Annotated in this window: 10 protein-coding genes; 3 read left to right on the top strand and 7 right to left on the bottom strand. The window is 61.2% G+C overall.

The genetic code is table 11. From position 1 onward, the window contains the following. The first annotated feature begins 485 nt into the window (after window positions 1-485). Window positions 486-1,991 carry a glucosyltransferase domain-containing protein gene (locus R1A29_RS23060; protein ID WP_438299684.1) on the top strand — a complete coding sequence of 502 codons (1,506 nt, stop codon included), beginning with the start codon at window positions 486-488 and terminating at the stop codon, window positions 1,989-1,991. A gap of 9 nt (window positions 1,992-2,000) precedes the next feature. On the opposite strand, the gene R1A29_RS23055 is transcribed toward R1A29_RS23060, so the two are convergent. Beyond that, window positions 2,001-3,620, bottom strand: coding sequence for an FMN-binding glutamate synthase family protein (locus R1A29_RS23055; RefSeq protein ID WP_438299683.1), 1,620 nt, complete (start codon window positions 3,618-3,620; stop codon window positions 2,001-2,003). A 37-nt stretch (window positions 3,621-3,657) separates the two neighbouring features. Further along, a complete protein-coding gene (locus R1A29_RS23050; protein ID WP_438299682.1) occupies window positions 3,658-4,458 on the bottom strand; it encodes a response regulator transcription factor in 801 nt (266 codons plus the stop codon). 125 nt (window positions 4,459-4,583) lie between these two features. On the opposite strand from R1A29_RS23050, the gene R1A29_RS23045 reads away from it, so the two are divergent. Then, entirely contained in the window at window positions 4,584-5,405 is an 822-nt protein-coding gene (locus R1A29_RS23045; RefSeq protein ID WP_438299681.1) for a carbon-nitrogen hydrolase family protein, read from the top strand. Between the two features lie 281 nt (window positions 5,406-5,686). Further along, window positions 5,687-7,012: an APC family permease gene (locus R1A29_RS23040; protein ID WP_438299680.1), complete on the top strand. Its 1,326-nt coding sequence runs from the start codon at window positions 5,687-5,689 to the stop codon at window positions 7,010-7,012. A 2-nt stretch (window positions 7,013-7,014) separates the two neighbouring features. Here R1A29_RS23040 and R1A29_RS23035 read toward each other — a convergent pair whose 3' ends face one another. The 5 genes from R1A29_RS23035 to R1A29_RS23015 are packed head-to-tail and all read right to left on the bottom strand — an operon-like array spanning window position 7,015 to window position 14,939. Continuing rightward, window positions 7,015-8,418, bottom strand: coding sequence for an ATP-binding protein (locus R1A29_RS23035; RefSeq protein ID WP_438299679.1), 1,404 nt, complete (start codon window positions 8,416-8,418; stop codon window positions 7,015-7,017). Further along, a complete protein-coding gene (locus R1A29_RS23030) occupies window positions 8,415-10,229 on the bottom strand; it encodes a DAHL domain-containing protein (protein ID WP_438302084.1) in 1,815 nt (604 codons plus the stop codon). The genes R1A29_RS23035 and R1A29_RS23030 overlap by 4 nt, the downstream gene beginning before the upstream one ends. Further along, window positions 10,229-11,152 (bottom strand): cytochrome-c peroxidase, encoded by a 924-nt coding sequence (locus R1A29_RS23025; RefSeq protein ID WP_438302083.1) that lies wholly within the window; start codon window positions 11,150-11,152, stop codon window positions 10,229-10,231. Before R1A29_RS23025 ends, R1A29_RS23030 begins: the two co-directional genes overlap by 1 nt. A 41-nt stretch (window positions 11,153-11,193) precedes the next feature. Further along, complete coding sequence (locus R1A29_RS23020) at window positions 11,194-13,068, bottom strand: putative bifunctional diguanylate cyclase/phosphodiesterase (RefSeq protein ID WP_438299678.1); 1,875 nt, start codon at window positions 13,066-13,068, stop codon at window positions 11,194-11,196. Further along, window positions 13,065-14,939 carry a putative bifunctional diguanylate cyclase/phosphodiesterase gene (locus R1A29_RS23015; protein ID WP_438299677.1) on the bottom strand — a complete coding sequence of 625 codons (1,875 nt, stop codon included), beginning with the start codon at window positions 14,937-14,939 and terminating at the stop codon, window positions 13,065-13,067. The genes R1A29_RS23020 and R1A29_RS23015 overlap by 4 nt, the downstream gene beginning before the upstream one ends. Between the last annotated feature and the right edge of the window lie 184 nt (window positions 14,940-15,123).

The raw sequence follows: 15,123 nt of genomic DNA, 5'->3' as shown, positions 1-15,123 counted from the left end.
AACCGGTAGGCATAACATTGCTCCAATCGATGGGTCGTGAGGCGCGAAACAATTTAATGCAAGCACTCGCAGCGTATGACACGGTCGGCAGGCCGAACAATACGAGCAACAAGGTTGATTCAAAGCTCGGCTAAAAACCTGCGCGTCGCGCTGACTAGACTCTGGTAGTCATCCACGTCCCCAACGGTTCGCATGCCTCCGCCGGATTGAACGTCGTCTACATACCATGCTAGATCACGGTATGGCTTTCACGTTCGCAGAGCAAAAAAATACCCCTCGGAGAGGGGTATTGATTTAGAAAAGCTGAAAATCCCCTAATTATGTATTTTGAGACGGGGGGAATAACGATTGGCCGGGGCTTTTTTATGGGCGGGAGATTGAGGCCGCTTGTCTGAAACCATCGTAAAAAACGACCTCTGGCTTCGTGCCATGTTCCAAGCTTTATAGACGCAGTTTCCCGCACTGCAGTGAACAGAGGCGCCGGTATGAGGATGAGCGATTTTCTCGTACGAGAACTCGGCCGCCGTCAGGTCGTGCTGTTCTTTCTGCTCGCCGCGATGCTGTACATCCTGCCGCTGCTCCTCGCCGACTTCCCCTACATCGACGACAACTGGCGCACCCTGGCCGCCGGCAATGTCTGGGCCGGGCAGGGGCGCCTGTTCATGGACTGGCTGTATAAAGCGCTGACGTTCACGGGCGCTGCGCCGAACATCTTTCCCTTGCCGCTGTTGCTCGCCACGCTGGCGATGTCATTGGCCCTGACCCGACTGACCTTTCACTATTTCCCCGAACCGACCCTGGCCTGTTGTCTGGTGCCTTTGCCGCTCTGGTACAACCCGTTCCTGTTGCAGAACCTGTCCTATCAATACGACGGGGCCGGCATGGCCCTGAGTCTGGTCGCGGTGATTTACGCGATCACGTTTGGCGGCACTTCCCGGATACAGCGATGGCTGATGCCTTCGGTGTTGCTGGCGCTGGCGATCGGGCTGTATCAGATCAGCCTCAATGTGTTTCTTGGACTGTGTTGTGTGGAGTTGCTCCGGCATGTTAACGCGCGAGTGCCATGGGATGAGCTCTGGCGCCAATCAGGCTGGCGGCTGGCGCAATTGGTGCTGGGCGTGTCGATCTACGCGGTCACGGCCTATCCGTTCACGGATTTCACGCGTACCGAATTGCTCGACTTCAGTGCTGATCCACTGTTGCAGATCAGCATCAATTCTGGCCGGGTCCTGGAGAAGGTGGCGCTGTTGTTTCACGGTGGCTACACGGCAGTGTTCGTCGTGTTGCTGATGTGTGCTTTATTCGGTGGTGTGCGAATGGGACGGCAAATTCGCCTTCGCCCGGAACCAGCCTCAAAGGGACTGCTCCTGAGTTTTGGCTGCCTGCTGGCTGTGCCGCTGATTGTGTTGCTGGTCCCCGGAATGACACTGTTTTTTCGCGACTTCAACGAAGGTGCGCGAACCCTGATGGGGTTCGGCGTGCTGCTGATGTTGCTGTTCTATCTGGCCTGTACCGGATTGACGTCGCTGCACGCGCGGTTGCCCCTGTTGCTGGCGATTCCGCTTCTGGCCACGCTGTCGCTGTCCTTCGCTTATGGGCGGGTGCTGACGATGGAAAAAACCTTCGCCAGCAGCGCTCTCTACAGCCTCAGTCATGACATTTCTTCCCATCGTGAATTGCGCGATGCCAAGCGGATATACATTTCGGTCACATACTCTGACCGCTGGCTGGCGAGTGCGACGGGCACGTTCAAACAGCTGCCGGTGCTGCGCTATCTGCTGAACATCGACTACTTCATGCTCGCGGAAAACCTGCCATCCGCCGGCATCACCAACGTGGTCGCCGAACGCGAGCGGCGTAACGCCACACGCGTCGGCTATCAGGGTTTTCCCGCGTTGGTGGACAGCCTCTATTACCGCATCTATCTGATCGGCGATTACGGTTTCATCGTCATGAAAGAGCCGCCCCATGGTCGGCTCTTGAGTTGGTGAGCGTTACCGCTAGGCAGCCGCGATGTCCTGCGGCTCAAAACTGTCCGCCCGCGCCATCTGCCACATCCGCGAATAAAACTCGCCGTTCACTTCCCCGGTGAGCAGTTCCCCCGGTTTCAGGAACACATGCAGCTGCGAGAACAGTTTGATCTCGGTGGCCGACATGCGCCGTACCAGGTGCTTGGCCGACAGTTGCGACGGATGATCGAGGCCGGCCGCGGCGAGCATTTCCGCCAGTGCCTTGAGCGTATTGCGGTGGAAGTTGTAGACCCGCTGGGCCTTGTCCGGCACCACCAGCGCACGCTGGCGCAGGTTGTCCTGGGTGGCGACGCCGGTCGGGCATTTGTTGGTGTGGCAGCTTTGCGACTGGATGCAGCCGATGGCGAACATGAAACCGCGCGCCGAGTTGGCCCAGTCGGCGCCGATGGCCAGCACGCTGGCGATGTCGAAGGCGCTGACGATCTTGCCGCTGGCGCCGAGCTTGATCTTGTCGCGCAGGTTCAGACCGACCAGCGTGTTGTGGACGAACAGCAGGCCCTCGCGCATCGGCACGCCAATGTGGTCGGTGAACTCCACGGGCGCGGCGCCGGTGCCGCCTTCCTTGCCGTCGACCACGATGAAGTCCGGGAGGATGCCGGTTTCCAGCATGGCCTTGGCGATGCCCATGAACTCCCACGGGTGGCCGAGGCAGAACTTGAAGCCCACCGGTTTGCCGCCGGACAGCTCACGCAGTTGCTGGATGAAATGCATCATTTCGATCGGCGTGGAGAAGGCGCTGTGGCGGGACGGCGAGATGCAGTCTTCGCCCATGGAAATGCCACGGGTATCGGCGATTTCCTGGGTGACCTTGTGCTTGGGCAGAATCCCGCCGTGGCCGGGTTTGGCGCCCTGGCTCATCTTGATTTCGATCATCCGCACTTGCGGGGTCTGCGCCTGGGCGGCGAAGCGTTCCGGGTCGAAACGGCCGTCGCTGGTGCGGCAGCCGAAGTAACCGCTGCCCAGCTCCCAGGTCAGGTCGCCGCCGTGTTCGCGGTGATAGGGGCTGATGCTGCCTTCGCCGGTGTCGTGGGCGAAGTTGCCGAGCTTCGCACCCTGGTTCAGCGCGCGGATCGCGTTGGCGCTGAGGGAGCCAAAACTCATGGCCGAGATGTTGAACACCGACGCCGAGTACGGCTGGGTGCATTGCGGGCCGCCAACGGTCACGCGAAAACTGTTCGGGTCGCTCAGCGGCGCCGGGCGCATCGAGTGGCCGATGAACTCGAAACCGGACTGATACACGTCGATCAGGGTGCCGAACGGTTTGTCGGCGCTTTCGTTCTTGGCCCGCGAATACACCAGCGAGCGCTGGGCGCGGGAGAAGGGCAGGGCGTCGCTGTCGGACTCCAGCAGGTACTGGCGGATTTCCGGGCGAATCCCCTCGACCAGATAGCGGATGTTGCCGAGGATCGGATAGTTGCGGCGCACCGCGTGGGGGCTCTGCATCAGGTCGAACAGACCGAGCAGGCTCAGCACCCCGGTGACGGCGGTGATCGGCCACAGCCAGTCGTGTTCGAGGAAGGGCAGGCTGGCGAGGGTGAAAATCACGCAGACGGCAAAGAAGGCGTAGCGGCTCAGGAGTGACAGGCTCATACGGTTTCCTTGGTTCGGACAGATTTTTTTGCGGCAGTCAGGCGTTCTGCGCCTGCAGGAAGATCGAAAACAGCTCCGACTGGGATTTGATCCCCAGCTTGCTGTACATGTGTTTCTTATGGACTTTCACGGTTTCAACAGAGATTTCCAGCTTACGGGCGATTTCTTTACTGGAGCAACCGCTGAGCATCAAACGCCCGACATCCAGTTCCCGGGCGGTCAGTTGGGCGCCCTTGAGTTGCTGCACCGACGCTTCGAGTTGCACCCGCCAGTCCGGTTGCGCCGGTGACGGGGCGAGGGCGACGATTTCATTGATTTCGTAGGGCAGGCGCTGGCGCAACAGGCCGAGCACCCACGGCTGGATCAGCGACAGCAAGGCAATCTGCTCGCCACTAAAACGCTGTTTGCTGCCCAGCGACAGGCACAGCGTGCGGTCGCCTTCGAGCTGGCAATTGAACTGGATTTCGTCGGCCACCACATTCAGACGAAAGTATCGCTGGTAATACTCGGTCAGCTCGAAATGCTCCGGCGCGACCTCCGACAGGCGGTACAACCCGGTGCGCGATTGCTCGCGGCAAGCGATGTAGAACGGGTCGAGCAGGTACAACCCGCGCAGATAATCCTGGAACAACTGGTCGGGACTGCCGTCTTCGCCCGGGCATTCGGCGAACACTTGCGGGTGACGGTCGGCGCTGAACAGCAGCGCCACCCAGCTATCGAACGACACGTACTGGTCGAGCAGGCGCACCAGTTGCGCCCAGAAATTCGGCTTGTCGAGGGCGTCGATCAACTGCCCGACGGCGCGGTGCCAGGTGATGTCGTCAAACGAAACAGTCATGCCTCTACCCCTATCGGGTTACCCCGGCCGCGTAATTCCCTGGCCGGTCGAATGCCGAGCATACTGGCCCACAGACAGCCGCCGGGCAATCTTTCGGCGCCCGGCGCTCATAACAAGGACTCCCCATGAAAGTCGAACTCGCCCAACTGGCGGGCCGTGACAAAGACACGGCGTACAACCTCGAACGCGCCCTGGCGGCGATTGCCGAGTGCCCGGCCGATACGCAACTGATCGTGTTCCCCGAGACCCACCTGATGGGCTTCCCGACCGCCGACACCGTGGCGCAGATCGCCGAAGCGGTAGACGGCCCGACCGTCAGCGCGGTGCAGGCCGCAGCCCGCGAGCGCAACGTCGCCGTGGTGATCGGCATGGCCGAGAACGACAACGGCCGCTTCTACAACACCACGCTGCTGATCACCCCCGAAGGCATCGCCCTGAAATACCGCAAGACCCACCTCTGGGCCTCGGATCGCGGTGTGTTCGAGGCCGGCGACCGCTATGCCACGTGCCTGTGGAACGGTGTGCGGGTCGGTTTGCTGATCTGCTACGACATCGAGTTCCCGGAGTCCGCCCGTGCCCTGGCGCAACTGGGCGCGGAACTGCTGATCGTCACCAACGGCAACATGGACCCGTACGGGCCGACTCACCGCACCGCAATCATGGCACGGGCCCAGGAAAACCAGGCGTTTGCGCTGATGGTCAACCGCGTGGAAGCCGGGGATGACGGGTTGATGTTCGCCGGCGGCAGTGCGCTGGTGGATCCGCTGGGCACGGTGCTGTTCGAGGCCGGGCGTGAGGAAGGGCGGTTCAGTGTCGAGCTGGATTTCGGTCAGCTGGCGCTGGCGCGCAAGGATTACCGGTATCTGGATGATCAGCGGTTGAAGTTGCCCGGGGAGGTGGTGGAGCGGGACTGTGACGTTCGGGAGTTGCTTATTCCACACCGTTGAACCGCTGCCCTCACCCTAACCCTCTCCCAGAGGGAGAGGGGACTGACCGAGGTGTTCATTCGAAGTACATCGACCTGAAATATCCAGTCGAACTCAGGATCTGAAAAACATGGAGATCTGCTCCCTTTCCCCCTCTCCCCCTTGGGGGCGGTCCGACGTTTCGGGAGGGTTGGGGGAGGGGGGTAAGGATCTCCAGTCGAACAAAAAAACAAGTAACACCCAAAACACTCGCCGAACTCGGCCTCTGCCATAAATCCAATAAAATCCGGAGTAAGTCGCCCATGGCTCGTTTGCAACGCACCCTTTCGCTGGGGTCGGTGGTGCTGTTCGGCATCGCCTACATGACGCCGATCATTGTCCTCGGCACGTTCGGCATCCTCGCCCAGTCCACCGCCGGCATGGTGCCCGCCGCGTATCTGGCGGCGCTGGTGGCGATGTTCTTCACCGCCATGAGTTATGGCCGCATGGCTGCTGCATTTCCGGTGGCCGGCTCGGCCTACAGCTATGTGCGCAAGGCCATCAGCCCGAAACTCGGTTTCATCGCCGGTTGGGCGGTGCTGCTCGATTATCTGTTTCTGCCGATGGCGATCTGGCTGATCGGCGCCGCGTACCTCGCTTCGGCCTTCCCGTCGATCCCGCAGTGGATCTGGGTGCTGGCGTTCATCGGCATCACCAGCGCGATCAACATCATCGGCCTGAGACTGGCCAACGGCATCAATGCCTTGCTGATGCTGGTGCAGTTCCTGGTGCTGGTCGCGTTCGTCGCTCTTTGCGTGCATTACATCGGCGGCGACGCCAGCACGCCGCTGTGGTCGATCAAACCGTTCTTCAACGGCGACATGCAGATGCCGTTGATCATGAGCGGCGCGGCCATCGCCTGCTACTCGTTCCTCGGTTTCGATGCGGTCAGCACCCTCACCGAAGAAACCCGCGATGCACGTCGCACCATCCCTCGGGCAATCATGTTGATCACCCTGATCGGCGGGTTGATTTTCGTCGGCGTGTCGTACTTCGTGCAAGTCGCTCATCCGTCGTTCCAGTTCGACAATGTCGACTCGGCGGCCTACGAGATTGCGCGCAACATCGGCGGCGATCTGTTCGTCTCGATCTTCCTCATCGGCCTGATCGTCGGTCAGTTCGCATCGGGTCTGTCCGCCCAGGCCAGCGGTTCGCGGCTGCTGTTTGCGATGGGCCGTGACGGCGTGTTGCCGAAGTCATTCTTCGGCACCTTGCACGAACGCTTCGGCACTCCGGTCAACAGCATCCTGCTCTGCGCCGTGGTGGCATTGCTGGCGCTGAAACTCGACGTGACCACCTCGACTTCGTTCATCAACTTCGGCGCGTTCCTGGCCTTCAGCCTGGTCAACCTGTCAGTGATTTTTCACTACTGGATCGGTGGCGAGAAAAAAGGCCCGCGCGAGCTGCTGCTGTTTCTGGTGTTCCCGTTCATCGGTCTGGTGGCGGACTTGTGGCTGATGGTCAGCCTCGATCACCTGGCGGTGTATCTGGGCCTGAGCTGGCTGGCGATTGGCGTGGTGTATCTGGCGGTGCTGACCGGCGGTTTCCGTCGCCAGCCACCGGAAATGGATTTCCAGGAAGCGACCTGACATCAGGCCGCAGGCCGGGTCTGGCGCAAGGGCAATTGCACGCGAAACGTTGTGCCGGCGCCCAACGTGCTGCTGACTGAAATATCCCCGCCGTGTTTCTTCACGATGCCATAGGACAGGGACAGACCCAGCCCTGTCCCCTGGCCTACGGGTTTGGTGGTGAAAAACGGGTCGAAGATTTTCTGCAGGGTCTCGGGCGCAATGCCCGAACCGGTGTCGGCCACTTCGATGATCGCCGACTCGCCCTGCACCGCAGTGCGCAGGGTGATGGTGCCGCGCTCGGCACCCATGGCCTGCGCCGCGTTGATCACCAGGTTCATGATGACCTGATTGATCTGCGAGGGCAGGCACTCGATCTCCGGAAGGTCCTGATATTCCTTGATCACATCGGCCTTGTACTTGAGTTCGCTGGCGACGATGTTCAGGGTCGACTCGATGCCCTGCTGCAGGTTCGCCCACTGCCATTGCTGCTGGGTGTCGACCCGGGAAAAGTCCTTGAGGTCCTTGACGATCTGCCCTACGCGGCCGATGCCTTCCTTGGATTCGCGGATCAGCACCGGAATGTCTTCCAGCAGAAAATCCACTTCGAGGTGCTCGCGCATTTGTTGCAACTGCGCAGCCGGCTCGGCAGCCAGGGTCTGCCCGGCGGCGTGATAGGCGCCGAGCATGGCCAGCAGTTGCTGGAAGTAACCGTCGAGGGTGCCGAGGTTGGAGGAAATGAAGCCGATCGGGTTATTGATTTCATGGGCGACCCCGGCGGCCAGTTGCCCCAGCGAGGCGAGTTTTTCCGACTGCACCAATTGGCCTTCCAGTTGCTTGCGTTCGTCGATCTCTCGCTGCAAGGCTTCGCTGGCCTGCTTGAACTGGGCGGTGCGCTGGTCGACCAGGTGTTCCAGGTGATGCATCTGCAATGAGGCGCGCTCGGTCATCTGCCATTTGGTCAGCAGGGTGTTGGCCATCTGCTGGACTTCGATGTTGTCGAAGGGTTTTTTCAGGATCAGCAACCGATCATGGGCGTGCAGGCGATCCAGCAGTTCATCCCAGGAATAGTCGGAATACGCGGTGCAGACCACCACCTGCAATTGCGGATCCTGCAGCCACAACTGCTCGATGGTTTTCGCTCCGTCCCAACCGTCGGGCATGCGCATGTCGACAAAGGCCAGAGCGTAGGGGCATTGCTCCTGCAGGGCCAGGTTGAGTTTGGCCAGGCCTTCCTCGCCGCCATAGGCCGAGTCCAGTTCGAACATCGTCCGTCGGGGCTTGGCGGGGGCGCCGAACAGGGCCGCTTCCATCTCGTCCAGTTCCGCCGACTGCGCCCGGTTCGGGGTGAGGATCTTGCGAAAGTCTTCGTGGATCGACGGCATGTCGTCGATCAGCAGGATGCGGCGGTTCGACAGTTCGCTCATGCGTTCTCCGTTACCGTGATCAGCGGGATCTGCAAAGTGAACAGGGCGCCCAGGCCAGGCCCGTCGCTGTGGGCGGTGAGATGGCCGTTCATCTCGATGGCCGCCAGGGCACAACTGTGCAGGCCGAAGCCGTGGCCATCCTTGCGGGTGGTGAAACCGTGGGCAAAGATCCGCGTCATGTTCTCCGGTGCGATGCCCTCGCCATCATCCCGGACGCTGATCTCCAGAAAACCTTCATCGACGATCTTCACCCCCAGGGTCATGGTCCGCGGGCGGTTGCTGAGGTCGGACATCGCGTATTTGGCGTTGCTGATCAGGTTGATCAGGATCAGCAGCAGACGGTGCTTGTCGCCCATCACCTGGGGCACGTCGCCGTAATCCTTGACCACCGTGACGTGATGCCGGGTCAGCGCGCCGGCGTTCATGCGCAGGGCGTCTTCGAGCAGTTCGTTGATGTACAGCGGCTCGGTCAGGCTGTTGGCGCCGGCATAGGATTGCTGGGTGGCGACGATGTCCTTGATGTGATCGACGCTCTTGTTCATCTGCGCCAGTTCCTCGGCCATTTCCTGCTGTTCCTGGGCGATGGCGCCCACCAGTTGGTTGAGGTAGCCGGGCAGCAGCTTGCCTTTGGCGTCCTCGGTCAGAAACGGCCCGAGGTCGTCCGGGTGTTCGTTGATCAGTTGCATCGCCTTGCCCAGCCCCAGGGCTTTGCTGCTGCGCAGTTTTCGCGAGATCAGGTCGGAGGAAATATTCACGCTGTTGAGCACGTTGCCGACGTTGTGCAACACGTTGGTGGCGATTTCCGCCATGCCGGCCTGGCGCGCGGCATCGAGCAATTCGCTCTGCACGTTCCTGAGTTCGCGAGTGCGCTCGTCGACCCGTTGCTCGAGCACGTCATTGGCGGTTTGCAGGGCCGCATTGACCCGGTTGATTTCGGCGAAGCTGCGGATCAGGCGGATGGCCAGCCACAGCAGTGACAACATCAGCAGGACGGAAAACAGCAGCAGGTAGAAATGGTATTTCTGGTCGGTGCGTTCGGCCTGCTGCTGATCCAGGTCGAGCATGTTGGTGATGGTGTCCAGGCGCTCGGCCACGGGGATCGACTCGATCTGATCGAGCAGGCGGTTGACGATCGGTTGCTCGCGCAGGATCAGGGCGATGTGATTGCTCAGGATCCTGATCGGAGTCTGAAAATCCGCCGGCAGGCGTTGCGCGTTCACCGCCAGTTTGTTCAGGCCCACCTCGATGTCGGAGGCTTTGTCGTCAGAGGCGACCTGGGCGAACTCCAGTGCGCTGAGCAACAGGTCATAGGTGTCGGTGACGATGTTCTGCAATTGAATCTTGTCGAGGTCGGACAGATTGGCCAGTTGTGCCTGAATGTCATCTTCGGCGCTGGGCAGAAACGCCAGGGAGTTGCGCAGCAACGCGTTGTGCGACTTGAATTGCTCCACCAGACGGGTCTTTTCCTGCATGGCGTCCAGGTAGCGTTCGTGGGCATGGTCCCATTGTGTGGATTCGCCGCGTCCATGCCCGGATTCCATGGATTCGAAACGTGCCCACAGGCGATTCATCTCGTTCATCGGCGAGACCAGCGGGTCGTAATTGTGGGTGATCGCCACCCGGGCCTTGAGAACTTCACTTTCCCACTGCGAATCCTGTTGCTTGATCTGACGGATCAGGTCCCGGGATTCGGTGTAGGTGGTGGTCTGCTCGGAACTGGACTTGAGGTACAGAAACACCAGGACCGAGGCCAGCAATACGGCCAGGAGGCTGAGCAACAGCAGGCTGAGCCGCCCCGAGACGGTTTTCATCATGACTGACCCTCCCAGTGTCCGGTCAGGGTCTTAAGAAACTCGATGATCAGCGCCTTGTCTTCTTCGCTCGGCATGCGCCCCAGCTGATACTGGAACATCACGTCCACCGCCCGTTCGAGGGTGGGCGCCGAGCCGTCGTGGAAGTACGGCGCGGTCAGTGCCACGTTGCGCAGGCTCGGCACCTTGAACACGGCCCGATCGTTTTCGTCACCGGTCACGTTGAACCGGCCCTGATCCGCCAGCGTCGGGTTGCCGCGATCGGCAATATAGTCACCGAACACCCCGAACTTCTGGTACATGTTGCCGCCGATGTTTACCCCCTGATGGCAGGCAATGCAGCCGTAGTCCTTGAAGCGCTGATAGCCGTATTTCTCATCGAGGGTCAGGATCTCGGTGTTGCCGAGCAGGTACTGATCGAAGCGTGAGCCGGGTGTCAGCAACGTGCGTTCGTAGCTCGTCAGGGCGTTCTGGATATTGGCTTGTGTCACGGCATCCGGGTAGGCGGCACTGAAAGACTGGCGATAGCCGGAATCGTCGGCAATCCGCTGCACGACAGTGTTCCAGTCGCTGCCCATTTCGTGGGGGCTGGTGATGACGCCGCTGGTCTGCTCTTCCAGCGTTTCCACGCGCCCGTCCCAGAACTGGCGGAAATTGAGGCTGGCGTTGAGCACGGTCGGGGTGTTGACCGCCACCGGCTGGCCATCGAAGCCCAGGGAAAGGGCCCGGCTGTCAGCGCCGTTCTTGTCCAGTTGATGGCAACTGGCGCAGGACAGGGTGTTGTTGAGCGATAACCGTGGATCAAGAAAAAGCCGGCGGCCCAGCTCGACGCGCTTCGGATCCTGTTTCGGAATGTCGGGCAGCGGTTTCAGCGGCTCGTCCAGCGGCGCGGCAACGATATCGACGCAGGGAGCGAAAAGCATCAGGAACAAAACACTGCGCGACAGGCCTGTCGTCGGCGTGTTCATGCAACGCTCCAGGGACCAGGCACCCCGGCCACCAGCAGACGGGCGAAGGCGTCTGCCGGCAGGGCTTTGCTGAAGTGGAAGCCCTGGCCTTCCTCGCAGTCGTGGGCCCTGAGAAAGGCCAGTTGTTGTGCGGTCTCCACGCCCTCGGCGATGACGTTCAGGTTGAGGCTCTTGCCCAGGCTGATGATCGCACCGACCAGCGCGGCATCGCTGCTGTCATGGCTCAGGCCGCGAATGAACGACTGATCGATCTTCAGCACATCGATGGGGAACCGCCGCAGGTAACTCAGGCTGGAATATCCGGTGCCGAAATCATCGATGGCCAGCCTGACACCCAGGGCCTTGAGCCGGTTCAACGCGCTCATGGTCGCATCGACGTTCTGCATCAATACGCCTTCGGTGATTTCCAGTTCCAGCAGGGCGGGATCCAGCCCGGTCTCTTTGAGCACCTGTTCGATGCCCTCGACAAACAGGCGCTGACGGAAGTCGATGGCCGAGGTGTTGACCGACATGCGGATCGGCGGCAACCCGGCTTGTTGCCAGTCCCGCGTCTGACGGCACGCCTCACCCAGCACCCATTTGCTCAGCGGCACGATCAGGCCGCTGTCTTCGGCCACGGGGATGAACTCCGATGGATACACCCAGCCATGCCCCGGTTTCTGCCAGCGTACCAGTGCCTCGGCGCCCACCACCCGGCCACTGCCCAGATCGATTTTCGGCTGGTAGTGCAGGACGAATTCGTGCCGTTGCAGGGCCAGGCGAATGCCCGACTCGATGCCGTGCTGTTCCCGGGCCCGCTGGTTCATGGCCTCGATGAAGAAACCGATCTCGTTCGGACCGCTTTCCTTGGCATTGCGCATGGCCGTCTCGGCTTTTTTGATCAGGTCGATGGCTTCCAGCCCGTCGTCCGGATAAAGGCTGATGCCCACGCTGGCGGTGACACTGACGTCGTGACCGACAATCGTCTGTGGCTCACGGATGGCCGCCAGCAGTTTTTCGGCGAGGCTGCGGGTCTGCTGCGGGTGATTGATGTCGCTGAGCATCACCACGAACTCGTCGGAGCCGTAGCGAAACACCGAGTCCGATTCGCGCACGCAGGCCAGCAGTTGCTGGCCGACCCGTTTGAGCATCTCGTCGCCCGCCGGATGGCCCAGGGCATTGTTGATGCGCTTGAAGCGATCCAGGCCGAGAAACATCACCACCAGTTGTTTGTCATGGCGCCGGCAAGCGGCCAGTGACTGCGTCAGACGGTCACCGAGCAAGGTGCTGTTGGGCAGCCCCGTGAGGCTGTCGTATTGCAACAGGCGCGAGACCTTGAGCAGCTCATGCACCCGGGCTTCGACGGTCTGCTCAAGGCTGAGCAACTTCAGCGCCGCGTCCTGGGCCAGTTGCCATTTCCAGGTCAGGGCGTTGGCCATCTGACGGATTTCCAGGGTGTCGAACGGCTTTTTCAGGATCAGCAACTGATCGCCGAATTCAAGCCGTTCGGCCATGGCTTCCCAGCTGTAGTCGGAGTAGGCGGTGCACAAGGCGATTTGCAGGTTCGGATCGACCTCCCACAGTTTTTCGATGGTCTCCAGGCCGTCCCAACCGGGCGGCATCCGCATGTCGGTGAAGGCGAGGGCATAGGGGCGACCTTCGTCCAGCGCGTGTTGCACCAGTTTCAACGCTTCCTGGCCCTGATAGGCGGAATCGAGCTGAAAGGTCAGGTGCGGCGACTGGCGGGTGCCGAACAGCGTCTGTTCAAGACCACTCAGATCCGCTTCAGCCGCCGTCTCGGGGGCGAGGATCTTGCGGAAATCGGCATGGATCGCCGGCGTATCGTCGACGATCAGAATGCGCCGGTTGGTCTGGGGAAAAGGCGTTTTCATCCTTCATCCTCCCTGGGCAGCGGGGCGGCTGCGCTGGCGTCCTTCAGCAGTCGGGCGGCCTGTTCGGGGCTGACCGCCGCGCTCAGGCAAAAGCCCTGCACGTTTTTCAACGGTGCGCCGGTCACGGGGGCGGCGCCCTGAGCGTCCGGCTGGATGCCCTCGGCGCTGATGTCGATGGCCAGGTCCCGGGCGAAATTGACGATCGCCCGCAGCCGGTTGGCGCCGTCTTCATCCCGGGCCGCATTGTCGATCAGGGACCGGGCGAGTTTGAGGTGATTGACCCGGTAGGTTTTCAGGTAATCGAACGATGAGTATTCGGTGCCGAAATCATCGATGGCGATGGTCACACCCAGCTCGCGCAAGCGCGGCAACGCATCGTTGTGGGTCCATTGGGTCTGGGCCAGGGTGGCTTCGGTGACATCGAAGCGCAGATCCCATGGCGCCAGCTCCCAGCGAGCCGTGGTGCGCAGCACGTCGTAGATGAGTTCGGGGCCGGACTTGAGCTGCGCCAGGGAAATCCTGATCGCCATCACCGGAGGCGCCACCCCGTCGTTTTGCCACCGGTGCATCTGCCAGCAGGCCTGATCCAGAATCCAGCGTCCGAGTGGAATGATTGCACCGGTCTTTTCCGCCGCCGGCACGAAGGCTGACGCCGGCAGCAGGCCAAGCCGGGGATGTTGCCAGCTCACCTGCGCGGCCATGCCGAGAATCCTGCCGCTGTGCAGGTCCACTTCCGGCATGTAATCGAGCTTCAGTCCTCCCTGGGTGAGGGCCGTGGTCAACTCCTCGGCAAGGACCATGCGCTCGGCCACCTCCCGAGTGATGTCCTCCGAGTGGAAGTGAAACTGATCGCGTCCGGACTCCTTGGCGCGGTACAGCGCCATGTCGGCTTGTCCCAACAGGCTGTCGGCATCGAAGCTGACGGGCGCATAGCTGCTGATGCCGATGCTGGCCGAAATGCGCACGGCGTTGCCGCCCAGTTGGAAGGGCGCCTGCAATGTTTCAAGGATTTTGCTGGCCATGGCGGCGGACTGTGTCGGTTCGCTGACGTCCAGTTGCAGGATCGCGAACTCATCGCCGCCCAGACGCGCCACCACGTCGTTCTCCCGGACCCCGGCCTTGATCCGTTGTGCCACTTGCTGCAGCAGTTGGTCGCCGACCGGATGACCGAGGGTGTCGTTGATCCGTTTGAAGTGATCCAGGTCCAGGTAAAACACCGAGAATGGCGCCGCTCCCCGGCGTGCGGCAGCGAAGGCCTGGTGCAGACGCTCGATCAGCGTGGCGCGGTTGGCCAGCCCGGTGAGGCCATCCGTGCGGGCCAGCAGGGTGACTTTTTGTTCCAGCTGATTCATTTTCAGCGCGGCGTCTTCGGTCATTTGCCATTTGACCGTCAGGGCGCTGGCCATCTGGCGGATTTCGATCGCATCGAAGGGTTTTTTCAGGATCAGCAGGCGATCATTCAGCGGCAACCGCTGATCGATCTCTTCCCAGGAATAATCGGAATAAGCGGTGCACAGGGCCACTTGCAACTTGGGATCGACCTGCCAGAGCCGCTCGATGGTTTCCAGGCCGTCCCAGCCCGGCGGCATTCGCATGTCGATGAAGGCCATGGCGTAAGGGCGACCGGCGGCCAGCGCGACTTCGACCATGTCCAGCGCTTCGCGCCCCTGGAAGGCCGAATCCAGCTCGAAATTTTCGTTCTGTGTGGCAGGCGCGCCGGGCGGGGTACCGAACAGCAGGCTTTCGGTTTCGCCCAGACGGTTGTCTTCAATCGCGGATGACTTGAGGATTTTCGCGAAATCGTCGTGGATCGACGCCGTATCGTCGACGATCAGCACACGGCGATTGATGGGACCAGGTGGCGCACTCATGGCGCCCTACCCGCAAGTTCACGCACGATCGTTATCGGGAGCATCCTTTTCCCCTCATCACAGGCCTGCGCGCAGGCTGATGGTGTCGTCCAGCGACTTGAGCATAGTTGCCCTGTGGGTACTTCGCCTTACCCGATGACTTGCGCGGTCCCGGCGCAAAAATCATCTAGCCTGTCACTCAGGC

Source organism: Pseudomonas sp. NMS19W (assembly GCF_051554255.1).
GTDB classification, from domain to species: Bacteria; Pseudomonadota; Gammaproteobacteria; order Pseudomonadales; family Pseudomonadaceae; genus Aquipseudomonas; species Aquipseudomonas kribbensis.
The sequence above is the reverse complement of the archived record's forward strand: the minus strand, read 5'-3'. Positions and strand labels throughout refer to the sequence as shown.

Bases quoted from the DNA above. Each gene is read 5' to 3' on its own strand.
- R1A29_RS23050 (WP_438299682.1), bottom strand. From the start codon at position 4,458: ATGACTGTTTCGTTTGACGACATCACCTGGCACCGCGCCGTCGGGCAG.
- R1A29_RS23030 (WP_438302084.1), bottom strand. From the start codon at position 10,229: ATGAAAACCGTCTCGGGGCGGCTCAGCCTGCTGTTGCTCAGCCTCCTG.
- R1A29_RS23015 (WP_438299677.1), bottom strand. From the start codon at position 14,939: ATGAGTGCGCCACCTGGTCCCATCAATCGCCGTGTGCTGATCGTCGAC.
- R1A29_RS23045 (WP_438299681.1), top strand. From the start codon at position 4,584: ATGAAAGTCGAACTCGCCCAACTGGCGGGCCGTGACAAAGACACGGCG.
- R1A29_RS23040 (WP_438299680.1), top strand. From the start codon at position 5,687: ATGGCTCGTTTGCAACGCACCCTTTCGCTGGGGTCGGTGGTGCTGTTC.
- R1A29_RS23055 (WP_438299683.1), bottom strand. From the start codon at position 3,620: ATGAGCCTGTCACTCCTGAGCCGCTACGCCTTCTTTGCCGTCTGCGTG.
- R1A29_RS23025 (WP_438302083.1), bottom strand. From the start codon at position 11,152: ATGCTTTTCGCTCCCTGCGTCGATATCGTTGCCGCGCCGCTGGACGAG.
- R1A29_RS23035 (WP_438299679.1), bottom strand. From the start codon at position 8,418: ATGAGCGAACTGTCGAACCGCCGCATCCTGCTGATCGACGACATGCCG.
- R1A29_RS23060 (WP_438299684.1), top strand. From the start codon at position 486: ATGAGGATGAGCGATTTTCTCGTACGAGAACTCGGCCGCCGTCAGGTC.
- R1A29_RS23020 (WP_438299678.1), bottom strand. From the start codon at position 13,068: ATGAAAACGCCTTTTCCCCAGACCAACCGGCGCATTCTGATCGTCGAC.